Raw genomic sequence first — 13928 nt, forward strand, 5'->3', positions numbered from 1 at the left:
TTTATCATTATCTTCTACTCCTTTAAAAGGAGTAGTTTATCGCCGGTAATTTACGCTATAATAAATGGAAGAATGTTAAGGAGTGGAAGAAACCGTTGAAATCTAAATTACAGTTTTGGACTTTGGAGATCCTGTTGCTGCTGATTATTATTTATGTGAGCACGAAAATCTCTTTTCTATTCCATCCAATTGGAATCTTTATCTCAACACTGTTTTTCCCGATTTTGATTTCGGGATTCTTATTTTACTTGTTAAATCCCGTCTTAAAGCTGCTCATGAGGTGGAAGGTTCCAAAGATTGTTGGAATCTTGATTTTATACATAGCGCTTATCGGTTTAATTACAATTGGAATTACAAAAGTAGTGCCTGTTGTTTCTGAACAAATCACAGATATCGCTAAGAATACCCCGCAATTTGTAGATGATGTTGTCGCATTCATTGAGGATGCCTCAAAATCTAATTGGTTCAATTACGTGGTAGAGCAGGAGTTTATTGAATTTGAAGAAATAAAGGACCGCTTGCTTGCGTTTACGACTAATATTACAAGCAATATTACTACCGGCATATCAGCTGTTGTTTCGTTTATCACCAGTTTGACGCTGATTATTATTACGGTTCCATTTATCCTTTTCTACATGCTGAAGGATGGTCATAAATTGCCAGGTGCATTGATGAAGTTTCTCCCAGCCTCATTTAGGAAAGAAGGACTTGTTGTTATTCAGGAGACCTCTCAAACCTTGGCCAATTATATACAGGGTCAGATTACGGTATGTATCTTCGTTGGTACGGCTTGTTTCATTGGCTTTTTGCTGATTGATCTGCCTTATGCCTTGACGCTTGGACTCGTGATTGCGGTCACGAATATCATCCCGTATGTTGGTCCATTTATCGGTGCTGCACCAGCAGTGGCTGTCGGGCTATTCCAATCGCCTTTGGTTGCCATTTTGGTCATCCTGATTATTGTGATCGTGCAGCAGCTGGACGGTAATCTTATATCCCCATTGATTATCGGGAAGTCATTGAATATTCATCCGCTGACCATCATCATGATTTTGCTAGTTGCTGGTTCATTAGCTGGGATCCTTGGCATGATACTTGCCGTTCCAACTTATGCGGTTGTTAAGACAATTACGAAGAATATCGTCCGGCTTGTTAAGCTTTACCGGGCAAAGCATACCGTCATTACAGAGGATGCTTGATAAGCAGAGGAATTGATGAAAGAAGAATAAAAAAGAAAAACACACGTGGTTTCACGTGTGTTTTTCTTTATTCTATTGTACTGCTTGATAATGGCTGGGTGAACAGCTGGCTCTCTCCTTCTGCAGCTGTGCTGTGAGAGGTGAGGGGCTGAGCTTCCCGCGGTTTTTTGCGGATTTCGAGATAGCGGATATGATGTTCCTCCATATCGATAATCGTAATTTCATAATCGCCAATCTCAAGCATATCACCAAGCTTTGCTTCATACTTCTCGGTCAGGACCCATCCGCCGATTGTGTCAATATCGGTATCATCGAGGGCCGTGCCAAGCAGGTCATTAATTTCACTGAGAAGTACCTTAGAATCAACGATGTAAGATCCATCTGTATTCTTCCGAATCTCCGGAATCTCATCACTATCGAATTCATCTCGTATCTCACCAACAATCTCTTCGACGATGTCTTCGATGGTGACTAATCCGGAAGTGCCTCCGTATTCATCCATCAGGACTGCCATATGAATCCGTTCAGATTGCATTCTCGCCAGTAAATCATGGATTGGAATGGTGTCAATGACATGGATGATTGGCCTTATATATTCTTGAATGGTTGAATTTGAAATGCTCTCATCTACGACAACATCGGTCAATACCTCTTTTACGTTGACAAGTCCGACGATATGGTCCTTGTCACCGTCAATGACCGGATAACGAGTGAATTTCTCTTCATGGTACATCTGAATAAAGTCCTTGATGGAATCCACCTTGGATAAGGAGACCATTTCGGTTCGAGGAACCATGATTTCTTTAGCGACTCGGTTATCAAATTCAAAAATATTATTCACATATTTAAATTCAGATTGGTTAATTTCGCCGCTCTTATAACTGTCTGAAAGAATAATCTGCAATTCCTCTTCCGTATGGGCAATTTCATGTTCTGAAGCGGGATGAAGACCGAGCATGCGGATGATCAACCGGGCAGAACCATTAAGCAGCCAGATAAATGGATACATAATTTTGTAGAATGCCATGAGAGGTCTTGAGAATAAAAGAGCAATTGCTTCCGCTTTTTGAATAGCAATCGTCTTTGGAGCTAATTCGCCGATTACGACGTGGATGAAGGTAATCAGCAGAAAAGCAATAACGACGACGAGTGGCGTTGTAACAGTCTCAGGCAGGGAAAACAGTGCGAATAAGGGAGCGAGAAGGGATTCAAAGGTTTCTTCCCCAATCCATCCTAAAGCGAGGGCTGTAATGGTGATCCCAAGCTGGCAGGCGGATAAATACTCATCCAGATTCGTAACGATGTTTTTGGCGCTTATTGCCCGCCGGTTTCCTTCCTCCATTAACTGATCAATTCGCGAGGAGCGAATCTTGACAATCGCGAACTCTGACGCAACAAAGAATGCGGTCAGTGCAATCAAAATGGCTATAAAAACCAAATTCCATATGTCCAATAATTTTCCTTTAACCGTGATTAGACGGTAAAGGAGTCACCTCCTGTGATAATAAGCTGTTAACAGCTGTATGGTTTAACGTCAAATGCAAGCATAGTCCGACTGGATAGCTGGCGATCAACTTCCCATGTAAATCCCCCCTTTAAAATAAAGAGAAGTAGTAAAAATGGTTATTACTTCTTATTATATTAAATTTCTAACCGAATATCATTTGTTTTAGGTACATTTTTAAAAACAAATCAATTTTTGAGAAAAAAAGAAAAAAGTCCCTTTATTTTTTTTTATAGTTTAGTACAATTTAAATGTTGTGAGTTTTGTGCGTATTGATTGACATACATATGTACTTATGAGGCGTTTCCCCCACCGCCTTGGATGATTGGCATTGAAGTGAATTCGTGCCTGAACGCATGATGACAAGCAATAAAAGCTCTCTTTGACTAATTGGCTATTAGAAATCTCGAATAGAACATCATCGTTTGAAACAGTCAAGTATTTTGCTCAAACGATGTTTCGCTGCATTATTTTCGGGTAAATGAAATACTGGTTAGCAAAAAATCAGAAGGTGGAGAATGTGAGAATGGATATCGTATCTAAATTTAAGATACAGGGCGTAAAGATTGAAAAAACAAAATCCCGTAATGAAATCTTCTCTAGCTTAGTATGTTCTGAGTCAACATTCAGCGAATTGTTACAGAACCCATATTCTTTAAAGAAACAAGTAGAAGTGAAGAGTCATTAATGTAAAACATACAAGCTATGTTTTTAAATAAGGTGATAACCTAAGGCGCTCCTGTTGAAGCGTCTTTTTTGTGTCTACATAAAGTGAATTGATTGATGCGTGTAATTCTTACCATTGTTGTTTCTTAAAAACTTGTCTATTATTATATTAGAAAAGTAATTGTTGATATCTAAAAAGATTGAATATTTCTTTTCTATTATCCTCGTTTGAGGAATTTTTTATGGCTTGCAATAGTTAGGGAAACAATCGTTTGCTTGAATTTAGAGGAGGTCATCAATGAAGCTTACCATAAGAATTATTATAGGTTTAATTACAGGTGTATTGGTTGGTTTAGGTCTGAATCAATTTTCCTCTGAACTATTTGGCATCTTTGATATGTATATCTTCGATCCAATTGGTTCATTATTTATTAATGCAATCACGATGCTTGTCGTGCCGATTGTATTGATATCCATCACATTAGGAACTGCTGGACTCGGCGATCCGAAAAAGCTCGGACGCATTGGCGGGAAAACCATGCTGTATTTCTTGGCTACGACTGCTTTTGCTATCACCATCGGATTAGGTCTTGCCTTGCTTATCAAGCCGGGTGCGAGCGCTCATGTTAACTTATCTGCTGCTGAATATACGGCAAGTCAAGCCCCCTCAGTAATTGAAACTCTCATCAATATCATTCCTAAAAACCCAATCCAAGCCATGGCTGAAGGAAATATGCTTCAAGTAATTGTTATGTCTATATTCTTCGGTATTGGAATTAGTGCACTTGGTTCTAAAACAAAAGGTCTGGTCCATTTATTGGAGCAGGGTCAAGAAGTGCTGGTTTACCTTGTTAACTTCATCATGAAGACGGCACCATATGCGACATTTGCCTTGGTAGCAACAGCTGTAGGAAGCCAAGGGGTGTCTGCTATTAAGAGTATGGGCCTATACATGGTGGTTGTTATCCTAGCGTTAATCATCCATACCGTATTTGTATATGGAGGAGCGATTGCCGTTCTTGGCCGCCGAAATCCAATTGATTTCTTTAAGAACTTTGCTCCTGCAATGGCTGTAGGATTTAGTACATCTTCAAGCAGTGCTTCGCTTCCTGTAGCGATGGATACTGCCCAAAGAGCCTTAAATGTTCCGAAAAATATCTCAAGCTTTGTTCAGCCGCTTGGTGCTACCATAAATATGGACGGAACAGGAATCCTTCAAGGAGTCGCTGTAGTCTTTATTGCCCAAACGTACGGAGTTGATTTAACGACACCTCAGCTGATTTCCGTTATTTTTACGGCTGTTTTGGCAAGCGTTGGTTCAGCAGGCGTACCAGGCGCAGGGTTGATCTTGCTTGCGATGGTGCTTGAGCAAGTTGGGTTGCCGGTTGAAGGGATTGGCCTGATTCTCGGAATTGACCGCTTGCTTGATATGGCAAGAACAGCTGTAAATATCACAGGGGACGCTTCCTGTGCGGTTATTATTGCTGAATCAGAGAAAAAACGTGAAGTAAACCAAGAAGCAAACGAAATGATTGCATAAGAAACAGATGTATACTTTCCTTGCTATTGGAAAGCCATTCTAGTAACATGAAAGTACATGAATATAGATTATTCCACAAGGGGAGCCTGTGAGGCTGAGAGTGAATGTTCGAATTCTGACCCTTCGAACCTGTTAGTTAATTCTAGCGTAGGAATGTGGCGGATAAATGCGATTGTGTAAAGCAATGTGTGCCATTTTTTGACGCACATTGCTTTTTTGCATTTTTTTAGCCCGCTTTCTCGAGAGACTTCGGTACTCCTCCAAAAAGAAAGGGGAAAAAGATGAGAAACAACCGGTTATTGTATTTGGTAGAGGTGGCTATTTTTGCAGCATTGGCATTTGTATTTGATTTTCTGGGGAATATTATGTCGCTTAGTTTATGGGCACAAGGGGGCAGTATTTCTATTGCGATGGTGCCAATCTTTCTTATGGCAATCCGCTGGGGTGTAAAAGGCGGTGTTGTGACAGGGCTGCTATTAGGCTTACTGCAAATCGTATCAGGAACAGCTTATATATTGACGCCTGTACAAGGGTTTCTTGACTATATCGTCGCCTTTTCGGCGGTTGGTCTGGCAGGCATCCTGTTCAGTCAGATTCAAACAGACAATGGAAAGAATCGAAAGAGGAATATGATGTTTGTTGTTGGGGGTATTCTCCTTGGAAGCTCTTTGCGGTTTCTTGCTCACTTTATTGCGGGAGTCGTATTCTTTGGGTCTGGCGCGGCAGATGGTCAGTCTGTTATCGTGTTTTCTTTGCTTTATAATTTATCCTATTTGCTGCCGAGCGTGATTGTTTCTGGAGGAGTCATTCTTCTACTTTCATCTTCGGCTCCGCAATTAGTCTTAAAGAAGCCGGCCCATTAATGTATGATAGAATAGAAAAAAGCCGCCCCACTTGTAGTTGGGCGGCTTTTTGTTAGTCGATATATGTTGTCAATGTTTCAATAGGCAGGCGTGTTGTATTGAATGCCGGTGCTGCAGCTTTACCAATAGCAATCAGGGTGATTGGGAAATGATTGTCAGGCAAGTCAAAGCGCTTAGCAAAAGCAGCTTTGTCGAAACCGCCCATTGTGATAGTATCGTAGCCGCGTTCCTTAGCAAGCAGCATGAATTGCATGGCAATGGAGCCAGCATCATAGGCTGCAATTTGCATTAATGCTTCCTTCGGCATGGATGGGTATGCGTTCAATGTTTGTTTAATCGTACGATCAGCAATGCTTTGGTCCATATAACCCTTCTCAACATTAAGGCTGTATATTTTTTCGACGTTCTTATATGCTTCAATATCACCTATAACAGCAACGATAGCAGAGGAGTCTTCAATCTGTGCCTGATTGAAGCCAAGTGCTCTTATTTCTTTTTGAAGCTCTTTATTGTGGATGACGATAAAGCGCCATGGCTGCAAATTGCTAGAAGATGGAGCCTCGGATGCCAGACTTAATAGTTCCAGAATTTCCTCTTTATCCATCTTGAATTCCGAATTATAGCTTCGGACAGATTTACGCTGTTTGATTAGTTCTTCTAAATGTGACATAGATACTCTCCTTGTAAACTTACTTAAAGTTAGTTTCTTAATAATGATAACTTACCAAAAGTAAGTTAATGTGTCAACGTAAAGTATTCATGTTATGATAATAAGAGCACAAGGTTGGAGGCGAATGATATGCCAGGAGCACTAGATAAAGGCCAGAAGTGCCATATATGCAGTGATTTTCATCAAACAATTGAATTCATCGGACGGAAATGGATGGGAATCATTATCTACTCTTTGCTGGATGGCCCGAAACGATATCATGAACTCACTGGAATGATTGAAGGAATTTCCGACAGAGTTCTGACAGAAAGATTGAATGAATTAGTAAAAGAAGAATTAGTGAAGAAAAGCTATTTGGATGGTTCCTTGAAGAAGGTTCAGTATGAATTGACCCCGAGCGGCGAAGCATTGAAAGATGTGATTGTATCAATTCGTAAATGGGTTGAATATAAAAACCAACTGGAGAAGAAATGAGGAAGTAATGTCGGAGAATCACCCCTTAAAAGGGAGGCTCTCCGGCTTTTTCTATGCAGGTGAAAAAGGATGGATATTGCATCATCAATGATCTTCCTGCTCATTATCTGGGGCGATCATATTCGATGTAATTGCTGGTAACCTCATCTTTGGGTATGCGGGCATATGTCTAATAAAGCATGCCAAAAAGTCCTTAAAAGGCAAGTTTGCTATAAAGCCTCTTGCAAGATAACTTCGTCAGGCAATATACGACATGAAAGAGACAGGTGAAAATCATAAAAAAAATCAGCATGGAAGACGATAAATCTACTGACAGCCTTGTCAGTAGGTTTTTTTTTCGGATTCAAGGGAATAAAAAAATTAGTAAATATATACAAATTAATATCAAATTTCCATTTATTTCTATTATAATAGTCTTAGTGGTTCAGTTATTGTAAAATATTCCATAAACATAGTTTGGTACCATAACATTAAAAGAGAAGAGGGATGGCATGACGAAGGATGAGATAATTCGTTTAATATCAGAACGCATGAGATTAATCCGTGTTGAGGTTGATTATACACAAGATAAGATGGCAGAGATTATTGGAATTTCAAAAAAGACCCTTGTGCAGATAGAGAAGGAAAGGAACGAAGCAAGTTGGACAACCGTCGTTGCTGTTGTATCGCTTTTCCGTGAAACCTTGACTGTACAGACGCTATTTGGCGGGGATCCGCTTGAAGTCATAGAAACTGTGTCGAGAGAACAGATAGATTACCGAAAAGAAAAGATGCTTGGCGGGAAAATGTGGTGGAATGATATCATCTCTGAAAAGGGATATACACTCCAGCAAAACATGATCAGTCAGCATTATCGAATTTTGGATGATGACCGGTATCGTATTTTTAGTTCATTGGATGAGGATGTATCCCAGCAGAAGTTTAAGGAGCTGGTCAATCGAGTAGGATAAGCATCAACACCTAAGTGTTTTTCTTTTTTCTTTACCGACAAATGGAATCCCAGTTATCTTTAGCTGAGGATTTTTTGTCGTTGAAGGGACCATGCTTATGAAAAGAAACCTGCCAGGCATGTAGGCTGGCAGGTTTCTGCGGTTATTTCGCCACCAAGACAGGGCAGTTGGCATTTTTGATGATTTTTTCCGACACGCTGCCAAGGAAGAAGCTCCTTAACTTAGAACTGCTGCTATTTCCGACAATAATAAGGTTTGCACTTTCTTTCTCAGCATATTTCAAGATGGCATCATCTGTCGAACCTTCCAAAACGACGAAATGAGAATTGATTATGGAATCATTGACGATCCCTCTGACATAACCTTCAATCTCTTCAAGGCGCGAATCTGCCTCATAAGGGCTGTTGATATCTTGGTCAGGCATGTCTATAGGCTGACCTTGTGTATGGTCTACATATAAAGGGGCTGCACCAGAGAGGGGGGCAGCGCCGACAGCGCCTACTGGATAGTTCTGCGAATCTTCAGTTTTATTATAGACATAGATGATAGATAATAATGAATTTTCCTTGTCCTTGCATAAGCTCATTCCCATAGATAAGGCTTTCCTGCTTGAATCGGAGCCATCAAATGCAACCAGAACATGATTAAACATGGCGATCATTCCCTTCTATTGATTCCTATACTTAGTCCTTTATCCTTTATCCTAAATGTTCATTTCAAAAACATTTTTTAAGAGACATTTTTTGACGAAATAGCCCTTCCATATTCGTGTAAAAATAAAAAATACGTGTTTTTTGAATTAATATGACAAAAGGCCAATGGAATAGCAGAACGGTATGGTTTATAATGGAAAGAAAGAGGTGATGGGGATGTCAACTAATAATAGGATGCCATCGGAAGTGCACCCGATTATTCGGAAATGTTTAACCCATCTAGACATACTCGGAGCGGATGATAAGCTTAAGCAGATTGTTTACATGTACATGGAATCCCTTCATCAGGATGTGGATTCGACTGAACAATGCCCGAAAGAGCAGGCGGAATAAATAGAGAATAACGGACATAATAATAGAAGCTCACTGAAACAACTGGATACCAGTTGTTTTTATTTTTGTGTATAAATTGTAGAATTGGGGTAGAAAGATAGAAAATTTACACCCTAACTGCAAGGAGGAAGTATGTCTCAAATAAAAAAAATACTGCATAAGCTTGGAAATATCATCGACCATTCCAAGTTATTTCATATTCTCCTGCTGGGTATATCCTCATTCACATTAATTGGTTTACTGTATCTGACGTATATCCTGCATGAGGAAGTCGATTTGTCCAAGCTGGATACAGAACTGATGAAACCAACGATTATTTATGATGAAGCAAACGAAGAGGCGAGTAAGATCACCGCCAATAAAATGGAGGGTGTGGCGATAGAGGAAATACCGGAACATGTCATTAATGCAGTTCTTTCGATAGAGGATCATCGTTTCTATGAGCATAGTGGAATTGATGTGAAAGGCATTATCAGAGCTGCATTCGAAAATCTCACCGCCGGAGGCGTTGTACAAGGCGGAAGCACCATTACGCAGCAGCTAGCCAAAAACACCATTCTCACACCGGAGAAGACATATGAAAGAAAAATCAAGGAAGTCGTTATTGCCAGTCAAATAGAGCATCAATACACGAAAGACGAGATTCTTGAAATGTATTTGAACCAAATCTATTTTGGACACGGTGCATGGGGAATTCAAAATGCCAGCCGAGTCTATTTCGGCAAAAATGTCGAGGATATGACGGTCGCAGAAGCAGCTATGCTGGCTGGATTGATTCATTCACCATCTGCCCTTGACCCATATAAGAATTTTGATTCAGCCAAGAAGAGACAGCAGGTTGTCCTTGTGCAAATGAAGACGTTTGGAAAGATTGATAAGACAGGCTATGAAGAAGCACTTAATGATGATATTCAGTTGAAAGAGCTGAGCGATCCGCTCAAAGGGAAATATCCATATTATGTGGACCAGGTTATTTATGAAGCCGTCCATAAATATGGACTTGAGCAGGACGACATCCTGATGGGCGGATATAAGATATACACTGAGCTAGACCCGAATATGCAGGAGACGGTAGAAAAGGTTTATGAAGAGGAGAACCTTTTCACAAAGGGCTCCAATCCAGATGAAGAGCCAGAAAGTGCAGCCGTTCTTGTGGATCCGAATGATGGAGGGGTTAGAGCCTTGGTTGGCGGCCGCTCTGATCATATCTTTCTCGGCTATAATCGGGCGACTCGGTTGAAAGCACAGCCAGGGTCAACCATGAAGCCGCTTGCTGTATATACGCCTGCCCTAGAGGAGGGCTATGGAATAAAGGATATACTCCCTGATGAGAAGACCGAATTCGCCGGCGGTTATTCCCCGAAAAACAGTAATAATCAATATGAGGGGAAGGTTCCTATGTTTGAGGCTGTCTATAAGTCGAAGAATGTACCGGCTGTATGGCTTCTGAACGAAATAGGAATTCAAAACGGGATGGATGCTGTTGAACGATTTGGCATCAATCTAGGGGATGGAAACCGCGAGCTTGGACTTGCGCTTGGAGGAGGCGGAGTTGCCGTATCACCGCTTGATATGGCTCAAGCCTACTCGGCTCTAGCTAATGGCGGTATTATGCATGAGGCTCACCTGATTAAGAAGATTGTTAATAAAAGCGGAGAAACGGTTGCTTCGTTTGAAGATAAGGAAACAAAGGTGACGACTGAAAAAGTCGCTAAGAATATGACGACTATGCTCAAGGGAGTAGTCGATCATGAAGAAGGGACCGGCCGGTACGCCAAGGTCGATGGTTGGGATATAGCAGGTAAAACAGGCTCCACCCAAGTAGTAGGAGCGGCTGCTGAAAATGCGATTAAGGACCAATGGTTTGTTGGCTACTCCCCTAATCTGGTGGGAGCTGTTTGGTCAGGCTATGACAAAACAACCTCAGAACAATATTTAGTTCGTGACAGCACAAAGGGTTCGACTGTCATCTTCCAAAAAATCATGAGCGCTGCATTGCCAAATGTCGAGAATGAAAAATTTGGCGTTCCATCTGTTTATGAGCTCGAAGAAGAGGTTGAGAAGAAGTCCTTAAGGGAGCTGTGGGAAGAGCAAAAGAAAAAAATCAATGACAGCTTTACGGAATGGATTGAGAGATGGAGAGGTCATTGATAGGGAAAGAAAAATAAGAGGCATTTTAAAATGCCTCTTTTCTCTATCTTCAGGCTGGTTTCGCCTATCCATTATCTTTTGTGAAGAAGAAAAAGAGGTAGCTCGTTCAATATTGACGAATATATGTTGATAGATAGGAGGGAACTGAAATGAATCCAATGCGTATTCTGCATATAAAGGAGTTAGAAGAAAGTCATCTAAAACCAGAAATTCGCCGCTCTAAAGAAGAAATGGACTGGATTCTGGCCGAGGAATATAGAGAAATTGGCAGTTCGGGGAGAATATTCGATAAAGAAGATTGCTTGAGCAGGGAGCTTTCTCAGGATGATTTGTCCCTTGAGCAATTTGAATACCGGCAGCTGGCTCCTGATGTTGTCTTAACGACTTACCTCCTTAGGAATAAGACAACAAACCGTCATACGTTAAGAAGCTCCCTTTGGAAGCGGATAGAGGCGAGGTGGCAGCTATATTTCCATCAAGGAACCGTTACTGGGGAATGAAGCATAACAGCAAATTAGCACAAGAAAACGGATGGATGGAATGACCCAACCGTTTTCTTGTGCTAATTAGATTGATTAAATAAAGGATGCCTTTGAAAACTCTATATAATTCGTTTTCCCTGATATACATACTTCTTTAATTCGGTTAATGGCTGATTGAACGTCTGGTCCATCAACATGAATGCTTACCTTAGAGCCTTTTCGTAAAGTCAGGAAGAATGCAGTTAATGCAGGGATATTAGTCATATTAATAACTTGTCGTCCGCGGACAATTTTGATGGAGCCGCTGTAGGATTTTGCATAATCTGCGATGCACATCAATTGTTTTAATGTAATGGGATCATTAATTGGAAGTATAGAAGAAACGCTTTCTATCTGTTTCATTTCTTTCACCTTTCCTTTTTCTTTTATTTTTGTGTTTAATCATATGTACCCGATAAAAATGAGGTAAAAACTGGTTCGTGTGGAATGAAATAGTTTTGTAATAAAACTATAAAGTTGTAAAAATACTCTTTTTCATTTGAATATTGCCAAATTAGCTAAGGCACTTCTATAATATTATTTGTATTTTTTGAATTTTAAGCGCTATCATTTGACCATTTGCTTCCAGAGAGAGTATGTTTTTACTAGAAAGATTTTTAAGGGTGATAGGAGGATTTTAACGTGGAATATCGGATTGAGAAAGACACCATGGGGGAAGTGAAAGTCCCGGCAAGTAGTTTCTGGGGTGCACAAACAGAAAGAAGCCGCAATAATTTCAAAATTGGTGAGGAAATCATGCCCCTTGAGATTGTTCGTTCCTTCGCACAATTAAAGAAGGCAGCTGCTCACACAAATTATGAGCTCGGCAATCTTTCGGAGAACAAGAAGAATGCCATCTCCAAAGTATGTGATGACATTATTGCTGGTCAATTAGACGAGCATTTCCCATTAAAGGTTTGGCAGACTGGAAGCGGTACGCAAAGTAATATGAATGTAAATGAAGTGGTCGCCTTCAAAGGCAATGAATGGCTCCGCTCTCAGGATATTGAGGAAGTCTTGCATCCGAATGATGACGTCAATATGTCACAAAGCTCCAATGACACCTATCCAACGGCCTTGCATGTTGCTGCCTATTCCATCATTCAAGAGAGAGTGCTTCCTGAGGTAGCTGAATTCAAGAAAGTCCTTCTAGAAAAGGAAGAGGAATTCAAAGACATTGTGAAGATTGGCAGAACGCATCTTCAAGATGCGACACCATTAACACTTGGCCAGGAAATAAGCGGCTGGAGATATATGATTGAACGTTCTGAGCAAATGATTGAGGAAAGTGCCATTAAGCTTCTTTCTTTAGCAATCGGCGGTACGGCAGTAGGAACAGGTATCAATGCTCATGTTGATTTTGGAGAAAGAACAGCTGCTTATCTTGCTGAGCAAACAGGCTATGGGTTCACCTCTTCACCAAATAAATTCCATGCGCTGACAAGCCACGATGAAATCGTATATGCCCATGGTGCTATCAAGGCACTTGCAATGGATGCCATGAAAATTGCGAATGATATTCGCTGGCTGGCGAGCGGTCCGCGAAGCGGCATCGGGGAAATCACGATCCCGGCAAATGAACCAGGAAGCTCTATCATGCCTGGTAAGGTCAATCCAACCCAAAGTGAGGCATTGACAATGGTTGCTGTACAAGTATTCGGCAACGATTCGGCAATTGGATTTGCAGCGAGCCAAGGGAATTTTGAACTGAATGTATTCAAACCCGTGATTGCCTATAACTTCCTTCAATCCTCCAGATTAATGGCTGATTCACTGGAATCCTTCCGTGTGAACTGTTTGGTTGGTCTTGAAGCGAATGTAGAAAGCATTGCGAAGAACGTTGAATCCTCACTTATGCTTGTGACAGCCTTGAATCCGCATATCGGTTATGAAAAAGCAGCTGCTATTGCCAAGCTTGCCTTTAAGGATAATAGCACATTGAAGGAAGCAGCTTTAAAACTTGAGTATTTAACTGAAGAAGAGTTCGACCAATGGGTTAATCCAAGCGATATGGTCAAACAAAAAGGTTAAGAGGCATACATAGCCTCTTTAAGAAACATTCAGAACCCCCTTCCGAATCATTCGGAAGGGGGTTTTTAGCCATAAATATTCAGTTGGTTAATTATTTTTGACCGCTGATTTGCTGTTCACCCATGCGGACAAGGCGTTTTGTGATTTCTCCGCCTACAGAACCATTTGCGCGGGAAGTTGTTTCTGCTCCCAGGTTCACTCCAAATTCGCTGGAGATTTCATATTTCATTTGGTCAATTGCTTGAGCTGCTCCTGGAGTAAGCAATTGATTAGAGGAATTGCCTGAACTATTTTGTGCCATGATAAATATCCT

At 40.8% G+C, this 13928-nt stretch carries 15 protein-coding genes and 1 riboswitch; of the genes, 10 read left to right on the plus strand and 5 right to left on the minus strand.

Annotation, left to right across the window (positions count from 1 at the left end):
* The first annotated feature begins 95 nt into the window (after positions 1 to 95).
* Positions 96 to 1199: an AI-2E family transporter gene (locus tag ACY8DX_RS04565; RefSeq protein WP_439802480.1), complete on the plus strand. Its 1104-nt coding sequence runs from the start codon at positions 96 to 98 to the stop codon at positions 1197 to 1199.
* A 67-nt stretch (positions 1200 to 1266) separates the two neighbouring features.
* Here the strand turns inward: ACY8DX_RS04565 and ACY8DX_RS04570 are convergent, their stop codons facing one another.
* Positions 1267 to 2652: a hemolysin family protein gene (locus ACY8DX_RS04570; RefSeq protein ID WP_049671937.1), complete on the minus strand. Its 1386-nt coding sequence runs from the start codon at positions 2650 to 2652 to the stop codon at positions 1267 to 1269.
* Positions 2653 to 3184: 532 nt separating this feature from the next.
* Here ACY8DX_RS04570 and ACY8DX_RS04575 point away from each other — a divergent pair.
* The 3 genes from ACY8DX_RS04575 to thiT all read left to right on the plus strand — a co-directional run bounded on the left by ACY8DX_RS04575 (position 3185) and on the right by thiT (position 5772).
* Positions 3185 to 3391 (plus strand): Lmo0850 family protein, encoded by a 207-nt coding sequence (locus ACY8DX_RS04575; RefSeq protein WP_442853811.1) that lies wholly within the window; start codon positions 3185 to 3187, stop codon positions 3389 to 3391.
* Positions 3392 to 3667: 276 nt separating this feature from the next.
* Positions 3668 to 4909 carry a dicarboxylate/amino acid:cation symporter gene (locus tag ACY8DX_RS04580; protein WP_462406272.1) on the plus strand — a complete coding sequence of 414 codons (1242 nt, stop codon included), beginning with the start codon at positions 3668 to 3670 and terminating at the stop codon, positions 4907 to 4909.
* 68 nt (positions 4910 to 4977) lie between these two features.
* Positions 4978 to 5080: riboswitch (TPP riboswitch) on the plus strand.
* Positions 5081 to 5190: 110 nt separating this feature from the next.
* On the plus strand, positions 5191 to 5772 hold the full coding sequence (gene thiT / locus ACY8DX_RS04585) for an energy-coupled thiamine transporter ThiT (protein WP_049671935.1): 582 nt from the start codon (positions 5191 to 5193) through the stop codon (positions 5770 to 5772).
* A 52-nt stretch (positions 5773 to 5824) separates the two neighbouring features.
* Here the strand turns inward: thiT and ACY8DX_RS04590 are convergent, their stop codons facing one another.
* Positions 5825 to 6442 carry a nitroreductase family protein gene (locus ACY8DX_RS04590; RefSeq protein ID WP_049671934.1) on the minus strand — a complete coding sequence of 206 codons (618 nt, stop codon included), beginning with the start codon at positions 6440 to 6442 and terminating at the stop codon, positions 5825 to 5827.
* Between the two features lie 129 nt (positions 6443 to 6571).
* Here ACY8DX_RS04590 and ACY8DX_RS04595 point away from each other — a divergent pair, with 129 nt between their 5' ends.
* Both ACY8DX_RS04595 and ACY8DX_RS04600 read left to right on the plus strand, forming a co-directional pair.
* Entirely contained in the window at positions 6572 to 6916 is a 345-nt protein-coding gene (locus ACY8DX_RS04595; protein WP_049671933.1) for a winged helix-turn-helix transcriptional regulator, read from the plus strand.
* Positions 6917 to 7407: 491 nt separating this feature from the next.
* Positions 7408 to 7866: a helix-turn-helix domain-containing protein gene (locus ACY8DX_RS04600; RefSeq protein WP_049671932.1), complete on the plus strand. Its 459-nt coding sequence runs from the start codon at positions 7408 to 7410 to the stop codon at positions 7864 to 7866.
* A gap of 142 nt (positions 7867 to 8008) precedes the next feature.
* Here the strand turns inward: ACY8DX_RS04600 and ACY8DX_RS04605 are convergent, their stop codons facing one another.
* The gene (locus ACY8DX_RS04605; protein ID WP_462406273.1) at positions 8009 to 8518 is read right to left on the minus strand and encodes a universal stress protein; all 510 of its coding nucleotides are present in this window, start codon (positions 8516 to 8518) and stop codon (positions 8009 to 8011) included.
* A gap of 217 nt (positions 8519 to 8735) precedes the next feature.
* Between ACY8DX_RS04605 and ACY8DX_RS04610 the strand changes: the two genes are divergently transcribed.
* The 3 genes from ACY8DX_RS04610 to ACY8DX_RS04620 all read left to right on the plus strand — a co-directional run bounded on the left by ACY8DX_RS04610 (position 8736) and on the right by ACY8DX_RS04620 (position 11563).
* The gene (locus ACY8DX_RS04610) at positions 8736 to 8912 is read left to right on the plus strand and encodes a hypothetical protein (protein WP_462406274.1); all 177 of its coding nucleotides are present in this window, start codon (positions 8736 to 8738) and stop codon (positions 8910 to 8912) included.
* 132 nt (positions 8913 to 9044) lie between these two features.
* Complete coding sequence (locus ACY8DX_RS04615) at positions 9045 to 11063, plus strand: transglycosylase domain-containing protein (RefSeq protein ID WP_462406275.1); 2019 nt, start codon at positions 9045 to 9047, stop codon at positions 11061 to 11063.
* A gap of 149 nt (positions 11064 to 11212) precedes the next feature.
* Entirely contained in the window at positions 11213 to 11563 is a 351-nt protein-coding gene (locus ACY8DX_RS04620) for a nuclear transport factor 2 family protein (RefSeq protein ID WP_462406276.1), read from the plus strand.
* 75 nt (positions 11564 to 11638) lie between these two features.
* Here the strand turns inward: ACY8DX_RS04620 and ACY8DX_RS04625 are convergent, their stop codons facing one another.
* The gene (locus tag ACY8DX_RS04625) at positions 11639 to 11947 is read right to left on the minus strand and encodes an HPr family phosphocarrier protein (protein WP_049671929.1); all 309 of its coding nucleotides are present in this window, start codon (positions 11945 to 11947) and stop codon (positions 11639 to 11641) included.
* Positions 11948 to 12226: 279 nt separating this feature from the next.
* Between ACY8DX_RS04625 and fumC the strand changes: the two genes are divergently transcribed.
* Positions 12227 to 13615 (plus strand): class II fumarate hydratase, encoded by a 1389-nt coding sequence (fumC, locus tag ACY8DX_RS04630; protein WP_462406277.1) that lies wholly within the window; start codon positions 12227 to 12229, stop codon positions 13613 to 13615.
* A gap of 91 nt (positions 13616 to 13706) precedes the next feature.
* On the opposite strand, the gene ACY8DX_RS04635 is transcribed toward fumC, so the two are convergent.
* Complete coding sequence (locus ACY8DX_RS04635; RefSeq protein ID WP_049671927.1) at positions 13707 to 13916, minus strand: alpha/beta-type small acid-soluble spore protein; 210 nt, start codon at positions 13914 to 13916, stop codon at positions 13707 to 13709.
* Positions 13917 to 13928 lie beyond the last annotated feature (12 nt).

This window comes from Gracilibacillus sp. Marseille-QA3620, from assembly GCF_054950035.1.

What these genes read in the sequence shown, in the direction of transcription:
- ACY8DX_RS04590 (WP_049671934.1), bottom strand. Translation starts at nt 6,442, where the DNA reads ATGTCACATTTAGAAGAACTAATCAAACAGCGTAAATCTGTCCGAAGC.
- ACY8DX_RS04600 (WP_049671932.1), top strand. Translation starts at nt 7,408, where the DNA reads ATGACGAAGGATGAGATAATTCGTTTAATATCAGAACGCATGAGATTA.
- ACY8DX_RS04580 (WP_462406272.1), top strand. Translation starts at nt 3,668, where the DNA reads ATGAAGCTTACCATAAGAATTATTATAGGTTTAATTACAGGTGTATTG.
- ACY8DX_RS04625 (WP_049671929.1), bottom strand. Translation starts at nt 11,947, where the DNA reads ATGAAACAGATAGAAAGCGTTTCTTCTATACTTCCAATTAATGATCCC.
- ACY8DX_RS04605 (WP_462406273.1), bottom strand. Translation starts at nt 8,518, where the DNA reads ATGTTTAATCATGTTCTGGTTGCATTTGATGGCTCCGATTCAAGCAGG.
- ACY8DX_RS04620 (WP_462406276.1), top strand. Translation starts at nt 11,213, where the DNA reads ATGAATCCAATGCGTATTCTGCATATAAAGGAGTTAGAAGAAAGTCAT.
- ACY8DX_RS04595 (WP_049671933.1), top strand. Translation starts at nt 6,572, where the DNA reads ATGCCAGGAGCACTAGATAAAGGCCAGAAGTGCCATATATGCAGTGAT.
- ACY8DX_RS04575 (WP_442853811.1), top strand. Translation starts at nt 3,185, where the DNA reads ATGAAATACTGGTTAGCAAAAAATCAGAAGGTGGAGAATGTGAGAATG.
- ACY8DX_RS04615 (WP_462406275.1), top strand. Translation starts at nt 9,045, where the DNA reads ATGTCTCAAATAAAAAAAATACTGCATAAGCTTGGAAATATCATCGAC.
- ACY8DX_RS04635 (WP_049671927.1), bottom strand. Translation starts at nt 13,916, where the DNA reads ATGGCACAAAATAGTTCAGGCAATTCCTCTAATCAATTGCTTACTCCA.
- ACY8DX_RS04610 (WP_462406274.1), top strand. Translation starts at nt 8,736, where the DNA reads ATGTCAACTAATAATAGGATGCCATCGGAAGTGCACCCGATTATTCGG.
- thiT (WP_049671935.1), top strand. Translation starts at nt 5,191, where the DNA reads ATGAGAAACAACCGGTTATTGTATTTGGTAGAGGTGGCTATTTTTGCA.